Origin of the sequence: Mesorhizobium sp. Ca11, from assembly GCF_020165275.1 — a bacterium.
GTDB lineage: Bacteria > Pseudomonadota > Alphaproteobacteria > Rhizobiales > Rhizobiaceae > Mesorhizobium.
In genome coordinates this window covers 153,857-167,505 of sequence record NZ_JAIUHU010000001.1, presented here as the reverse complement: position 1 = coordinate 167,505, position 13,649 = coordinate 153,857, and the positions used below count along the sequence as shown (strand labels likewise).

The following is a 13,649-nucleotide window of genomic DNA, read 5'->3' as shown; positions in this document are numbered from 1 at the left end:
TTAATGGCTCTCGAATTCGTCCTTCTCGTCGCCGAAGCCGTGCATATAAAGCGCCCATTGCAGGCCGATGACAGCTCCCTTGACCGGCTGCAGCAGTGCGACGGCCAGAATAATGGTCAGCGGAACCCAGATCATCGCGTGCTGCCAGGTCGATAGCGTCGACGCGGCCTCGACGGCCATGAAGCCGCCAACGACGATGTGACCGACGATGACGATGACCAGATAGGCAGGCAGGTCGTCCGCGCGATGGTGGTGCAGCTCCTCGCCGCAGACCTCGCACTTGTCCACGGGCTTCACGAAAGCGCGGAACAGCTTTCCCTTGCCGCAATGCGGGCAGCGGCCGAGTATCCCGCGCTTGATCGCCATCCACAGGGGACGCGCGACGCGGCCCGAATGATGCTCGACGCCGAAGACCTGTTCTTGCACTTGGAAGTTACCTGGCATTATCGTCTCCTGCCGCGCGGTCCCGAACGCGATTGCGACGCGCGGGCGCGGCCCTTGGCCTTGTGGAACGACCGCCTCGAGCCGGGCAGGGGCTTCGGGTCGGTCAGCATCTCGAAACGCATCGCACCGGCCATTGGCGCGACCTCGACCAGCCGAACTTCGACACGATCGGCAAGCTGATAGCCCTTGCCGGTGCGTTCCCCGAACAGCGATCGGGCGGTTTCGTCGTAGATATAGTAGTCGCCGCCCAGAGTTGACACCGGAATAAAGCCGTCGGCGCCATACTGCGGCAATTGGACAAAGAGTCCCGCCTTGGTGACGCCGGAGATGCGCGCGTCGAACGTGTCGTTGACGCGCTCGGCGAGATAGGCGGCAATCAGCCGGTCGACCGTATCGCGCTCGGCCGCCATGGCTCGACGCTCGGTCGCTGAGATCAGCGCGGCGACCTCTTCCAGCCGGTCCGCCTCCTGCTGCGCCAGGCCGCCGGGCCCGAGGCCAAGCGCCGCGATCAGCCCGCGGTGCACGATCAGATCGGCGTAGCGGCGGATCGGCGAGGTGAAATGGGCGTAGCGCCTGAGGTTGAGGCCGAAATGGCCGATGTTCTTCGGCGAGTACTCCGCCTGGCTCTGCGAGCGCAGCACCACTTCGTTGACCAGCGCCTCGTTGTCGGCGCCGCGCACCCGCTCCAGAATGCCGTTGAACTGGCTCGGCCGCATCTGCGCGCCGCGCGCCAAGGACAGGCTGAGCGTTGCCAGGAACTCGCGCAGCGATTCCTGCTTGGCGAGCGACGGCGCGTCATGGATGCGGTAGACGAGCGGCTCTTTCTTGCCCTCCAATGTCTCGGCGGCCGCGACATTGGCCTGGATCATGAATTCCTCGATGAGCTTATGCGCGTCGAGGCGCTCCGGCACGACGACGCGGTCGACCGTGCCGTCGGGCTTCAGCAGGATCTTGCGCTCGGGCAGGTCGAGCTCAAGCGGCTGGCGGGACTGGCGGCCGCGCCTGAGCACGGCGTAGGCGTCCCATAACGGCTTCAAAGCGCTGTCGAGGATCGGCCGTGTCTTGTCGTCGGGCGCGCCGTCGATCGCGGCCTGCGCCTGCGGGTAGGCGAGCTTGGCGGCCGACTTCATCATGACGCGGTGGAAGGAATGCCTGAGTTTGCGGCCTTCCGAGGAGAAGGTCATGCGCACGGCGATTGCCGGCCTGTCTTCCCCCTCGCGCAGCGAGCAGAGATCGTTGGAGATGCGTTCAGGAAGCATCGGCACGACGCGGTCCGGAAAATAGACCGAATTGCCGCGCTTCAGGGCTTCGCGGTCGAGCGACGTGCCGTAGCGAACATAGGCTGCGACATCGGCGATCGCCACGGTGATCACAACGCCGCCGGGATTCTTCTCGTCCGTGTCGGGCGTGGCGAAGACCGCGTCGTCATGGTCCTTGGCATCGGCCGGATCGATGGTCACCAGCGGCAAACTGCGCCAGTCCTCGCGGTGATCGAGCGTCGCCGGCTTCACCGCTTCGGCCTCGGCAATCACGTCCGCAGGAAAGACATGGGGAATGTCGTGGGCGTGGATGGCGATCATCGAGACGGCCTTCTCGCTGCTCAGCGAGCCCAGCACCGCCAGCACCTTTGCCCGAGGCAGTCCGTAACGGGATGCCCGCGCCGGCTCCACCTCCACCAGATCGCCATTTCTGGCGCCGTTCTGGAATTCCTTGTCGACGATCAGTTCCGGCTGCCGCCGTTCGACCGGCTCGATGCGGAACGTTCCATCCTTCAGCACGCGGAAGACGCCGAGCACGGCGTCGCTGCGCTTCTCGAAGATCTTCATCACCCGCCCGGTATAAGCAGGGCCTGACGGATCGTCGGTCGGGAAAGTCTTGGCAAGCACGCGGTCGCCAATGCCGGGGACCGGGCCGCCGGCGGCGCGCGAGATGCGGATGGCAATGACGGGGGGCGAGCCGGCGCCGGTATATTCGCTCGGATTCGCCAGAAGCACGCCGTCATCGTCGCGGCCAAAAATGTCGAGCACCGCGACATGAGGCACGGCGCCCGCACGGGTGAGGCGCTTGCGCTCCTTGTTGAGGAGGCCTTCATCCTGCAGATCTCGCAACAGGTCTTTCAGCCAGATGCGGTCCTCGCCGCGCAGCGCGAAGGCCTTGGCGATCTCGCGCTTGCCGGAGCGATCGGGATTTTCGGCGATGTAGCGCAGGACCTCGTCACGCGACGGACGATAGTTGTCCTTGACCTTGGCCCTGGTGTCGGCGTTGCGCGGATCGCCGTGGCTTCTTCCGGAGATCCTGCGCGCCACGTCCTGCTACCCCTTCTTCGCCGCCCGGCGGAAGGGCTTTTTGCCGCCTCCGCCCTTGGCTTCCTTCTCTGCAATCAGGGCGAGCGCTTCTTCCATCGTCACCGATTGCGGATCCTTGCCTTTTGGCAGCGTCGCATTGACCTTGCCGTAGTTGACGTACGGACCATATTTGCCGTCGCGAACGACGATCTTGCCGCCGTCGTCGGGATGATCGCCCAATTCCTTGAGCGCCGCCGGCGTGGCGCCGTTGCGGCCACCCTTGCCCTTCTGCTGCTTCTCGGCGATCACCGAAACGGCGCGGTTCAGGCCGATCGAGAACACGTCCTCGATGCTTTCCAGATTGGCATAGGTGCCGTCATGCAGCACGAACGGGCCGTAGCGTCCGAGGCCGGCCGAGATCATCTTGCCGGTTTCGGGATGCTTGCCGACATCGCGCGGCAGACCCAGCAGCGCCAGCGCCTTCTCGTGGTCGATCGACTCGGGCGTCCAACCCTTGGGCAGGCTGGAGCGCTTGGCCTCCTTGCCTTCGCCGCGCTGGATATAGGGGCCGAAACGGCCACTGCGCAGGGTAATTTCTTCGGCGGTGTAAGGATCCTTGCCGAGCAGCTTGACGCCGTCCTCGCCATTGCCGTTCTCGCCATTGGGATTGGCGGCGTCGCCGAGCTGGCGGGTGTAGGAGCATTCGGGATAGTTCGAGCAACCGACGAAGGCGCCGAACTTGCCGAGCTTCAGCGACAGGTTGCCGGTGCCGCATTTCGGGCAGATGCGCGGATTGGAACCGTCCTCACGCTCCGGGAAGACCAGCGGCGCGAGTTCTTCATTAAGCGCATCGAGCACGTCGGCGACGCGCAGTTCCTTGATGTCGTCGACGGCGCCGGAGAAATCCTTCCAGAAGTCGCGCAGCACGTCCTTCCAGGCGAGCTTGCCGTCGGAAATCTCGTCGAGCTTCTCCTCGAGCGAGGCGGTGAAGTCATATTCGACATAACGCTCGAAGAAGCTTTCGAGAAAGGCCGAGAGCAGCCTGCCCTTGGCCTGCGGCACGAGCTTGCGACGGTCGATGGTGACGTAGTCGCGGTCCTCGAGCGTCTTCAGGATCGCGGTGTAGGTCGACGGCCGGCCGATGCCGAGCTCTTCCAGCTTCTTGATCAGCGACGCCTCGGAGTAGCGCGGCGGCGGCTCGGTGGTGTGCTGGGTGGCGTTGATCGCCTGACGGGCAAGCTGCTCGCCGGAGCGGATCTCGGGCAGGCGGCGGCTCTCCTCGTCCTCGGCGTCCTCGTCCTTCTGATCGGTGTAGGCGGCAATGAAGCCGTCGAAGCGGACGACCGAGCCGATCGCGCGCAGCTCCGCGGTGCGGGCGCCGTTGACCGCCTCGATCTCGACCGTGGTGCGTTCGATCTCGGCCGGCTGCATCTGGCTGGCGATGGCGCGCTTCCAGATCAGCTCGTAAAGCCGGGCCTGGTCGGCATCGAGATATTGCCGAACGGAAGCCGGCGTGCGCTTGAAATCGGTCGGGCGGATCGCCTCGTGGGCTTCCTGGGCGTTCTTGGCCTTGGTGGTGTAGAAACGCGGCTTCTCCGGCAGGTATCTCGCGCCGAACTCGCTGACTATGGCGCTGCGGGCAGCCTCGATCGCCTCAGGTGCCATCTGCACGCCGTCGGTACGCATATAGGTGATGAGGCCGGCGGTCTCGCCGCCGACATCCATGCCTTCATAGAGTCTTTGCGCCACCTGCATGGTGCGATTGGCCGAGAAACCGAGGCCTGACGAGGCGGCCTGCTGCAGCGTCGAGGTGGTGAAGGGCGGGCCGGGATTGCGTTTTGTCGGCTTGGCCTCGACCGACAATGCCTTGAAGGTCGCGCCTTCGAGCATCGCCTTGATGTCGTCGGCCTGCGCCTTGTTGGCGATGTCAAGCTTCTGCAGCTTCTTGCCGGCAAAGGCGGTCAGCCGCGCCTCGAAACTGTCGTTGCGCGGGGTGCCGAGGATAGCGGCGATCTGCCAGTATTCCTCGCGGATGAAGCGCTCGATCTCGGATTCGCGGTCGCAGACCAGGCGCAACGCCACCGACTGCACGCGGCCGGCGGAGCGGGCGCCCGGCAGCTTGCGCCACAGCACCGGCGAAAGCGTGAAGCCGACGAGATAGTCGAGCGCGCGGCGGGCCAGATAAGCGTCGACAAGCGGCGCGTCGATCTGGCGCGGATTGGCCATGGCATCCAGCACCGAGGCCTTGGTGATGGCGTTGAAGACGACGCGGCTAACCGGCTTGTCCTTAAGCGCGCGCTTCTGCTTCAGGACTTCGAGCACGTGCCAGGAAATCGCCTCGCCCTCGCGATCTGGGTCGGTGGCGAGGATCAGCCCGTCGGCATCCTTGACCGCCTTGGCGATGTCGGCGAGGCGCTTGCCCGACGCGGTGTCGACCGACCAGGACATGGCGAAGTCCTCGTCAGGGCGCACCGAGCCGTCCTTGGCCGGCAGATCGCGGACATGGCCGAAGGAGGCCAGAACCTTATAGTTCTTGCCGAGATATTTGTTGATTGTCTTCGCCTTGGCCGGCGATTCGACGACGACGACGTCCATGAGGTCTCTTAAATCAGCTGTGAGGTGGCGGAAGAACTCCGCGACGCGCGACGAAATCCCACTCTTTTCGTCGCTCACATGGCCGTGCTTTTGCGATCGGTCAAGGGGAAGTCGCCAATTTGGGAAGCGGCCGCTGGCAATACACTCTTAGAGTGTATGGCAAAAATCACATTTTTGGGGATGGAGGCATGCACGCCTCGATCCCGGTCGACGACCGGTAAAAGACGACCGGCTGCCGGATCAAGGGAACCGGCAGCCGGAGCATTCAACAACGTTGCCTCAGTCGGCCTTGACCACGTGCCAGGCGCCGGCAACGCCTTCGCCGGCCATGTCGCCGGCCTTCTTGTCCTTGACGAAGGTATAGACCGGCTTGCCGTCATAGGCCCACATCTTGCTGCCGTCGGTGCGGTCGACGATCGTCCATTCATCGTCGGCCTTGGCGCCGGCCTCGGCCTTCAGCGGCGGCCAGTTGGCGGCGCATTTGTCGTAACAATTGGACTTGCCCTTCTCGTCCTTGTCGAAGGTATAGAGCGTCATGCCCTTGGCGTCGGTATAGATCCTGGTGCCGTTCACTTCGGCTTCCTTCCAGGCTTCGGCGGCCTGGGATGCGGCGGTGCCCAGCAGTAGCGCGGCAAACCCGAGTGCGATTGCTTTCACGGTAGTCTCCTGAAACAAGCGCGCGGCAGTCGCGCGCTGTTCGGTCAACGCGTTGGGATGCCTGTTTCTTCCTGCGGCAAAGCGGCGACGTGCCACACAATGGTGATTGGCACGGGCGTGCCCGCATCGCTATATCGACGCCAGCACAATCGGGACTCATTGGATGGCATTGGACATCGGCTATGTCAGCGCGGTCGGGGCAGGGGCGATCTCGTTCCTGTCGCCTTGCGTGCTGCCGCTGGTGCCGCCCTATCTCTGCTACATGGCCGGTGTTTCGGTCGATGATTTCCGCGGCAATCAAAGCGTGACCGCAAAGGAAGGCGCGCGCGGCGCGCTGCTTTATGCTTCCGTGGCCTTCGTGCTCGGCTTTTCCACCGTCTTCGTGACGCTTGGGGCCGGCGCCTCGACCATCGGCCGCCTGCTGCGCGTCTGGCAGGAACCGCTGGCGATGGCGGCGGGCGTGCTGATCATCATCATGGGCCTGAACTTCCTTGGCATCCTGCGCATTCCGCTTTTGTCGCGCGAGGCGCGCTTCCAGTCGCAGGGCAAGCCGGCCAGCATGATCGCGGCCTATGTCATGGGGCTGGCCTTCGCCTTCGGCTGGACGCCTTGCATCGGCCCGGTGCTGGGGCCGATCCTGACTTTGGCCGGCGGGCGCGAGACCGTTGGCGAGGGCGCGCTGCTGCTTGCCGCCTATTCGCTGGGCCTCGGCATCCCGTTCCTGATCGCGGCGCTGTTTTCCGGCGCCTTCATGCGCTTCCTCGGCAAATTCCGCGTCCATCTCGGCCGTGTCGAGAAAGCGATCGGCGCGCTGCTGGTCGTCGCCGGCGTGTTTTTCCTCACTGGCGGCGTGCAGAGCGCGTCCTATTGGCTCTTGGAGAATTTCCCGGTGCTGGGAAGGCTGGGGTAGTTTAGTTGCTGGCAGAGAGTCGAGCTGTGAACCCGTTGTAGAGATCAGCATCGAAGGGTCCTGTGCCCTCTATCTCGTGTTCCATAATTTGCTATGGAGACCTGGGGCGACCACTATGTTCAGACAACCCATCGAGTCACCTGCTCCGCCGTCTCACCGGAATTTCCGCCGCGACGATCACTCCGGCACGCCGGAGATGCCCAGCGCCTCGACGTAACGCTCGCCGAACACCTTGTCCTGCCATGGGTTGATCTGTCTCTGCAGGGTGAGCGTGTAGGTCGGGAACGCCTCCATCAGCCGCCGCGCCGCCGCCCGCGCCTCCTCCAGCCGGTTGAGTTTGACCAGCGCCATAATCACCACCCGGTGCGAGGAGCCGTAGTTCGGCATCTCCTGCAGCGCGCGTTCTCCCCATGCCAGCGCTTCCTCGTAGCGCTCGAGCATCAGGTAGCTCATCCCGATGCCCGAGAGCGCGATGCCCTTCTCGGGGTCGACCGGGCTCAGCCGCATTGCCCTGTGAAAGTGCTCGATCGCGACGAGCGGGCGGCCGGAATGTGCGTTGACCCAACCGCAGCTCGTATGGCCCTGCGCCGAATTGGGATTGAGCAGCAGGGATCGTTCGATCGTGGCCAGCGCCATCTCGTAGTCCTTCGCGCTGTAGGCGATCACCTGCGCGGCGAAGCGCAGGCTCGTGGGGTCGTCGCGCGCTTCCGCCAGTACCTCGCGCGCCATGCGCGTGGCGACCCGGGTATCCTCGGGCTCGTGCCAGCACTGGCTCACGGATATGCTGCGGATATAGGCGCCGAGTGCCTTCGCCAAGTTGAAGCCGGGGTCGATGCTAAGCGCCTCGTTGGTGAGCCGACGCACGTCGGCAAAGCCTTCGCGCGTCATGCTGTAGAAGCGCGGCAGCGCGCGAAGGTAGAGGTCGTAGGCGCTCATGTAGTCGGTCGGCTTCATGCGCGCCTGCTTGATTTCCTCCAGCCGGATGCTCGGCTCGACAGCGCCGACGACGCTCTCGGTCACCTTGTCCTGCAGGTCGAAGATGTCGCACATATCGCCCTCGAAGCGGTCGGCCCAGACATGGTGTCCGCTGATCGCGTCCACCAACTGCCCACTGATACGCACCCGCGATCCTGCCCTGCGGATGCTGCCTTCGAGCACGTAGCGGACGCCCAGCTCGCGCCCGACCTGGCGCAGGTCCACCGCCCGGCCCTTGTAGGTGAAGGACGAGTTGCGGGCGATCACGAAGAAGGAGTTCACTCGGCTCAATCCCGTGATGATGTCCTCCACCAGCCCGTCGGCGAAGTATTCCTGATCGGGGTCGCCGCTCATGTTGGTGAAAGGCAGAACCGCGATCGAGGGTTTCTCGGGCAGGGGAGGCGGGGCAGCGCTGGCGTCGGACTCGACGCGGTAGGCGCGCACGGGCCGCTCGATGTTCTTGAGGCGCAGCTCGCCGAGCGGCGTGAAGCCGCAGTCGAGCTTGCCCTGAAGGTGGTCGTAGGCGGTGCCCGAGACGACAACGGTGCCGGGATCGGCGACGCTTTCGAGGCGGGCGGCGATGTTGACCCCGTCGCCGTAGAGGTCGCCGTCCTCCTCGCAAACCACGTCGCCGAGATTGACGCCGATGCGGAAGCGAATCCTCTCTTCCTCGGGGGTCTCCGCCTCGCGTTCTGCCAGGGTCCGCTGGATCGCCATCGCCGAGGTCACCGCGTTGACGACGCTCGCGAATTCGCACAGCATGCCGTCGCCGGTGAGCTTGACGATCCGACCCTGATGCTCGGAGACCAGCGGTTCGAGGAGGTCCTTGCGGTAGATCTTCAGCCGCTCGAGCGTGCAGCGCTCGTCGCGCTCCATCAGGCGCGAATAACCGACCACGTCGCAAGCTAGGATCGCAGCGAGGTGGCGCCGCACGGTCATCGCACCGCTCGGCCAAGCGCCTGCACGCGTGCCGCTCCGCGTCCATGTCCCGCCAACTTCCAGACGCGCCACGCGCATGGTATCCATCTCTCCCAGTCTCCGCCCGTCGCCGATGTGGAACGGAAAACGCAGCTCGACCTTGCCTTCACGAGATTTCGCCATCCCGCTTGCGACGCAGCACCCCCAGCAGGCCGGGGATATTTCCTGACCTGTGTAACCGGCTGACGCCACCGCGGCGGTGCTTTTGTATCGGGCATCACACCCGACGTTCGCACTTGGAGACTTGGCTTTGCCATCTCACCGGAATTTAACCGCATTGGTGCAGCATGGCCTACGCTGTTAACATGCGTTGATTCAAACCTTTTTCATACGGTTGCCCATCCATGAGCCAGAGAACCTGCCTGTCCGTTATCCTCGCCGCCGGCGAAGGCACGCGCATGAAAAGCGCGATGCCCAAGGTGCTGCATGCCATTGCCGGCCTGCCGATGGTGGCTCACGTCGTGAAAGCCGCTGAGGCCGCCGGCGCGACCGGTGTGGCGCTGGTGATCGGCCACGGCGCAGACGAGATGCGCAAGGCGGTGCAGAAATTCGCGCCGAAGGCGGAGACCTTCGTGCAGGAGAAGCGGCTTGGCACCGGGCATGCGGTCCTCGCCGCGCGCGAAGCGATATCAAAGGGCTATGACGATATTCTCGTGATGTTCGGCGACACGCCGCTAATCGATGCGCAGGCGCTGGCCGCCGCGCGGCAGAAGCTGGCGGAGGGTGCCGCCGTCGCGGTCATCGGCTTCCGTCCGCCAAGCCCGACCGGCTACGGCCGGTTGATCGAAAAAGGCGGTCATCTCATTGCCATCCGCGAGGAGAAGGACTGCTCGGAGGAAGAGAAAAAGATCGGCTTCTGCAATGCCGGCATGATGGCGGTGGCGGGCAAGCATGCGCTGCGGCTGCTCGACAAGGTCGGCAACAAGAACGCCAAGGGCGAATTCTACCTCACCGACATCGTCGAGATCGCCGGCGCGGAAGGGCTCGACGTAGTGGCAACGGAAGCGAGTTTCGAAAGCGCGCTCGGCATCAACAACCGAGCCGAGCTCGCCGAGGCGGAAGCGATTTGGCAGGCGCGCCGTCGGCGCGAGGCGATGCTGTCCGGAGTTACGCTGATCGCGCCCGAAACCGTCTATTTCTCGCACGACACCGAGATCGGCGCCGATACGCTCGTCGAGCCGAATGTCTGGTTCGGGCCGGGTGTGAAGATCGCGTCAGGCGCCAAGATTCACGCCTTCAGCCACATCGAGGGCGCAACGATCGCCTCAAATTGCGATGTCGGGCCGTTCGCCCGGTTGCGGCCGGGCGCGGACCTTCGAAACAAGGCAAAGGTCGGCAATTTCTGCGAGGTCAAGCAGGCGACGATCGAAGAGGGCGCCAAGGTCAATCACCTGACCTACATCGGCGATGCGCGCGTGGGTGCCGCTGCCAATATCGGCGCCGGCACCATCACCTGCAATTATGATGGCTACTCGAAATTCTTCACCGATATCGGCGAGGGCGTCTTTGTCGGCTCGAATTCCTCGCTGGTGGCGCCGGTCTCGATCGGCAAGGGCGGGTACATCGCTTCCGGCAGCGTGATCACCGAAAGCGTGCCCGACGATGCGCTGGCCTTCGGCCGCGCGCGCCAGAAGACGATTCCCGGCAAGGGGAAGGAATTGCGCGAACGCTTCGCCTCGGCCGCCGCGGCGCGGAAGAAGGCAGCGGCGGAATAGCGTTTCAGGTGGTGCTTTCGGTGATTTTGCCGAAAGCAGCCGTTACCACGATCTCGCCGACGATTGCCTTGTTGAACTGAGGCAGGTCTTCAGCGGGTATCCAATATTCGAGATGCGCTCTGCTGCCGGCATGCTCGACGCGGTAGCCGTCGAGGAAGCTTTTCAGGACCTCAAACCGCGTGACGAAGCCGGAACCGCTCGCCTGCACGTTCCAGTCGCGGGCGATCTGGACAGCATAGGCTTCAGTGAGCACCGGATAGAAAATCGGCTGATCGGGCAGGCGCGGCGGAAATTCGCGCATGCCCGAAGCCTTGATCAGCGTCAACTCCTGCGGTCCGACCGGCCGCCACAGCGTTACGGTATTCGTCGCTTTGCTCATAGGTTAAATAAACTGCCCAATTCGAGTCGAGGCAATGCCCCCAAGGAGCGTTCGCCATACGGGCCTTTGCCAACTGTGGCGTGGCGTTTGTCGTTCGAACGATGACATGCTCCGGCCACAAATGTTTACATGGTGATGAACGCCGCCAAACCGTCTAAGCGACAAGACAAGGCGTTTGCGGTAACCGGATTGCAAGGGCGTTCTGAGAATGTCCAATGGTACAAAAACCGTTCCCGGTGACATGGAACGAAACGCAAAGTGACTTTTACGGCAGGCCGGCAATCCATAGATAGCGCTGGGTTTTCTGCTGGGAATCGGGGGCAATCGCCATGTGCGGTATCGTTGGAATCGTTGGCCGAAGCCAAGTCGCGCCGCTCATCGTCGATGCGCTAAAGCGGCTTGAATATCGCGGCTACGACTCGGCCGGCGTCGCCACCATCGAAAGGGGCGAGCTCGGCCGCCGCCGCGCTGAGGGCAAGCTGGTCAATCTCGAACGCCGGCTGAAGGACGAGCCGCTGGACGGCACGATCGGCATCGGCCACACACGCTGGGCGACACATGGCGTGCCCAACGAGACCAATGCGCATCCGCATTTTTCCGAAGGCGTCGCCATCGTCCACAACGGCATCATCGAGAATTTCGCCGAGCTGCGCGACGAACTCACCCGCGACGGCTACTCTTTCTCTTCGCAGACCGACACCGAGGTCGTCGCCCATCTGGTGGCGCGCGAGCTCGCCAAGGGGCTGAAGCCGGTGGAAGCCGCGCATGCGGCGCTGAAGCGGCTTTCCGGCGCCTTTGCCCTGGCAATCATGTTCAAGGGCGACGAGGACCTGATCGTCGGCGCCCGCAACGGACCGCCTTTGGCCGTCGGCCATGGCGAGGGCGAGATGTTTTTGGGCTCCGACGCCATTGCGCTGGCGCCTTTTACCAATGCGGTCACCTATCTCGAAGACGGCGACTGGGCGGTCGTGCGTCGCGAAAGCGTGACCATCTACGACATCGACGGCAGACAGGTCGACCGCAAGCGCCAGCAGTCACTGTCGACCAGCTTCATGGTCGACAAGGGAAACCGCCGCCATTTCATGGAAAAGGAAATCCATGAGCAGCCGGAGGTGATCTCGCACACGCTGGCACACTACGTGGATTTCGCATCGGGGGTGTCGAAGCCGCTCGACCTGCCCTTCGACTTCGCCAAGATCGGCCGCCTGGCGCTTTCGGCCTGCGGCACCGCCTATCTCGCCGGGCTGATCAGCAAATACTGGTTCGAGCGCTATGCACGGCTGCCGATCGACATCGACGTCGCCTCCGAGTTCCGCTACCGCGAGATGCCGCTTTCGGCCAATGACGCGGCCTTCTTCATCTCGCAGTCGGGCGAGACCGCCGACACGCTTGCTTCGCTGCGCTATTGCCGCAAGGCCGGCATGAAAATCGGCGCTGTCGTCAATGTGCGGGAATCGACCATGGCGCGCGAATCCGACGTCGTGCTGCCGACGCTGGCCGGGCCGGAGATCGGCGTCGCCTCGACCAAGGCTTTTACCTGCCAGCTATCCGTCTTGGCTGCGCTCGCGGTCCGCGCGGGCGTGGCGCGCGGCACGATCTCGCGCGATGAGGAAAAGCAGCTGGTGCGCGAGCTTTCCGAGGCGCCGCGCTACGCCACCCGGGTGCTGAAGCTTGACGAGCAGATCGAGCGCATCTCGCGCGAGCTGTCGCGCTACAAGGACGTGCTCTACCTCGGCCGCGACACCAATTTTCCGCTGGCCATGGAAGGCGCGCTGAAGCTCAAGGAAATCTCCTACATCCACGCCGAAGGCTATGCCGGCGGCGAGCTGAAGCACGGGCCGATCGCGCTGATCGACGAGAACATGCCGGTGATCGTGATTGCGCCGCATGACCGTATATTCGAAAAGACCGTGTCGAACATGCAGGAAGTGGCGGCGCGCGGCGGCAAGATCATCCTGATCACCGACAAGAAGGGCGCGGCGCAGGCCGGCATCAAGACGATGGAGACGATCATCCTGCCCGAAGTGCCGGAGATTATCTCGCCGATCATCTACGCGCTGCCGATCCAGATGCTGGCCTATTTCACCGCCGTCTTCATGGGCACCGACGTCGACCAGCCGCGCAATCTGGCGAAGTCGGTGACGGTGGAGTAGCACCGTCACTACCGCCGGATTGTGGATTGCGTCATGGGTTCCTCGGTTAGTGACAGTACTTCGAAGTGCGACGGCCAACAGCCTTCTTTCGTCATCCACGGGCGGAGCAGGAGCGAAGCTCCTGCGCAGACCCGAGGATCCATTCCGTGACGTTTGCGGCGGATCAAAGCGGTGCAGAATTAGGCACTACCACCCGATACCGCGGAACAGCTCGAACCACTCAGGATTGGCCTTTTCGATCAGTTCGATCTTCCACTGGCGAGGCCAGCGTTTCAGCGACTTTTCACGCTGGATCGCATCGCGGATGTCGAATACTCCTCGTACCAGACCAGGCGTTGTACGCCGTAGCGCCCGGTAAAGCGCGAGCCTTCGCCGGACCTGTGCTCCGGCATCCGACGGCCAAGATCGTTCGTCACACCAGTGTAGATGGTGCCGCGCTTCTTGCTTGCTGTCATATAGACATAGCCGGTCATGCGTGAACGATAACGGATTGATGGTTAGGGGACTATTCTGACGGGTGGCATTTTTTGGCCGGCGTCACGGAATGGATCCTCGGGT

General features: G+C 63.7%; 9 protein-coding genes and 1 pseudogene. 3 read left to right on the top strand and 7 right to left on the bottom strand.

Going from position 1 to position 13,649, the window contains the following annotated elements; all coding sequences use genetic code 11:
• The 4 genes from LB538_RS00850 to LB538_RS00835 all read right to left on the bottom strand — a co-directional run bounded on the left by LB538_RS00850 (position 1) and on the right by LB538_RS00835 (position 5,981).
• The gene (locus tag LB538_RS00850; RefSeq protein WP_224525427.1) at positions 1-444 is read right to left on the bottom strand and encodes a DUF983 domain-containing protein; all 444 of its coding nucleotides are present in this window, start codon (positions 442-444) and stop codon (positions 1-3) included.
• Positions 444-2,750, bottom strand: coding sequence for a ribonuclease R (rnr, locus tag LB538_RS00845; RefSeq protein WP_224525431.1), 2,307 nt, complete (start codon positions 2,748-2,750; stop codon positions 444-446). The genes LB538_RS00850 and rnr overlap by 1 nt, the downstream gene beginning before the upstream one ends.
• A 6-nt stretch (positions 2,751-2,756) precedes the next feature.
• On the bottom strand, positions 2,757-5,324 hold the full coding sequence (gene topA, locus LB538_RS00840) for a type I DNA topoisomerase (protein WP_224525434.1): 2,568 nt from the start codon (positions 5,322-5,324) through the stop codon (positions 2,757-2,759).
• Positions 5,325-5,603: 279 nt separating this feature from the next.
• The gene (locus tag LB538_RS00835; RefSeq protein ID WP_224525437.1) at positions 5,604-5,981 is read right to left on the bottom strand and encodes a hypothetical protein; all 378 of its coding nucleotides are present in this window, start codon (positions 5,979-5,981) and stop codon (positions 5,604-5,606) included.
• A gap of 163 nt (positions 5,982-6,144) precedes the next feature.
• Here LB538_RS00835 and LB538_RS00830 point away from each other — a divergent pair, with 163 nt between their 5' ends.
• Positions 6,145-6,891 carry a cytochrome c biogenesis CcdA family protein gene (locus LB538_RS00830; RefSeq protein WP_224525439.1) on the top strand — a complete coding sequence of 249 codons (747 nt, stop codon included), beginning with the start codon at positions 6,145-6,147 and terminating at the stop codon, positions 6,889-6,891.
• A 177-nt stretch (positions 6,892-7,068) separates the two neighbouring features.
• Here LB538_RS00830 and LB538_RS00825 read toward each other — a convergent pair whose 3' ends face one another.
• A complete protein-coding gene (locus tag LB538_RS00825; RefSeq protein WP_224551605.1) occupies positions 7,069-8,967 on the bottom strand; it encodes an adenylate/guanylate cyclase domain-containing protein in 1,899 nt (632 codons plus the stop codon).
• A gap of 221 nt (positions 8,968-9,188) precedes the next feature.
• Here LB538_RS00825 and glmU point away from each other — a divergent pair, with 221 nt between their 5' ends.
• The gene (glmU, locus tag LB538_RS00820) at positions 9,189-10,559 is read left to right on the top strand and encodes a bifunctional UDP-N-acetylglucosamine diphosphorylase/glucosamine-1-phosphate N-acetyltransferase GlmU (protein WP_224525447.1); all 1,371 of its coding nucleotides are present in this window, start codon (positions 9,189-9,191) and stop codon (positions 10,557-10,559) included.
• Between the two features lie 4 nt (positions 10,560-10,563).
• Here the strand turns inward: glmU and LB538_RS00815 are convergent, their stop codons facing one another.
• Positions 10,564-10,938: an ADP-ribosylation/crystallin J1 gene (locus LB538_RS00815; protein ID WP_224525448.1), complete on the bottom strand. Its 375-nt coding sequence runs from the start codon at positions 10,936-10,938 to the stop codon at positions 10,564-10,566.
• Positions 10,939-11,267: 329 nt separating this feature from the next.
• Between LB538_RS00815 and glmS the strand changes: the two genes are divergently transcribed.
• Positions 11,268-13,091, top strand: a complete 1,824-nt coding sequence (gene glmS / locus LB538_RS00810) for a glutamine--fructose-6-phosphate transaminase (isomerizing) (RefSeq protein WP_224525450.1) — start codon at positions 11,268-11,270, stop codon at positions 13,089-13,091.
• 186 nt (positions 13,092-13,277) lie between these two features.
• Here the strand turns inward: glmS and LB538_RS00805 are convergent.
• A pseudogene (locus LB538_RS00805) lies at positions 13,278-13,564 on the bottom strand (GIY-YIG nuclease family protein).
• Positions 13,565-13,649: the final 85 nt, after the last annotated feature.

Coding starts and splice junctions, on each gene's coding strand:
- LB538_RS00850 (WP_224525427.1), bottom strand. CDS start 444: ATGCCAGGTAACTTCCAAGTGCAAGAACAGGTCTTCGGCGTCGAGCAT.
- topA (WP_224525434.1), bottom strand. CDS start 5,324: ATGGACGTCGTCGTCGTCGAATCGCCGGCCAAGGCGAAGACAATCAAC.
- LB538_RS00830 (WP_224525439.1), top strand. CDS start 6,145: ATGGCATTGGACATCGGCTATGTCAGCGCGGTCGGGGCAGGGGCGATC.
- LB538_RS00825 (WP_224551605.1), bottom strand. CDS start 8,967: ATGGCGAAATCTCGTGAAGGCAAGGTCGAGCTGCGTTTTCCGTTCCAC.
- glmU (WP_224525447.1), top strand. CDS start 9,189: ATGAGCCAGAGAACCTGCCTGTCCGTTATCCTCGCCGCCGGCGAAGGC.
- LB538_RS00815 (WP_224525448.1), bottom strand. CDS start 10,938: ATGAGCAAAGCGACGAATACCGTAACGCTGTGGCGGCCGGTCGGACCG.
- glmS (WP_224525450.1), top strand. CDS start 11,268: ATGTGCGGTATCGTTGGAATCGTTGGCCGAAGCCAAGTCGCGCCGCTC.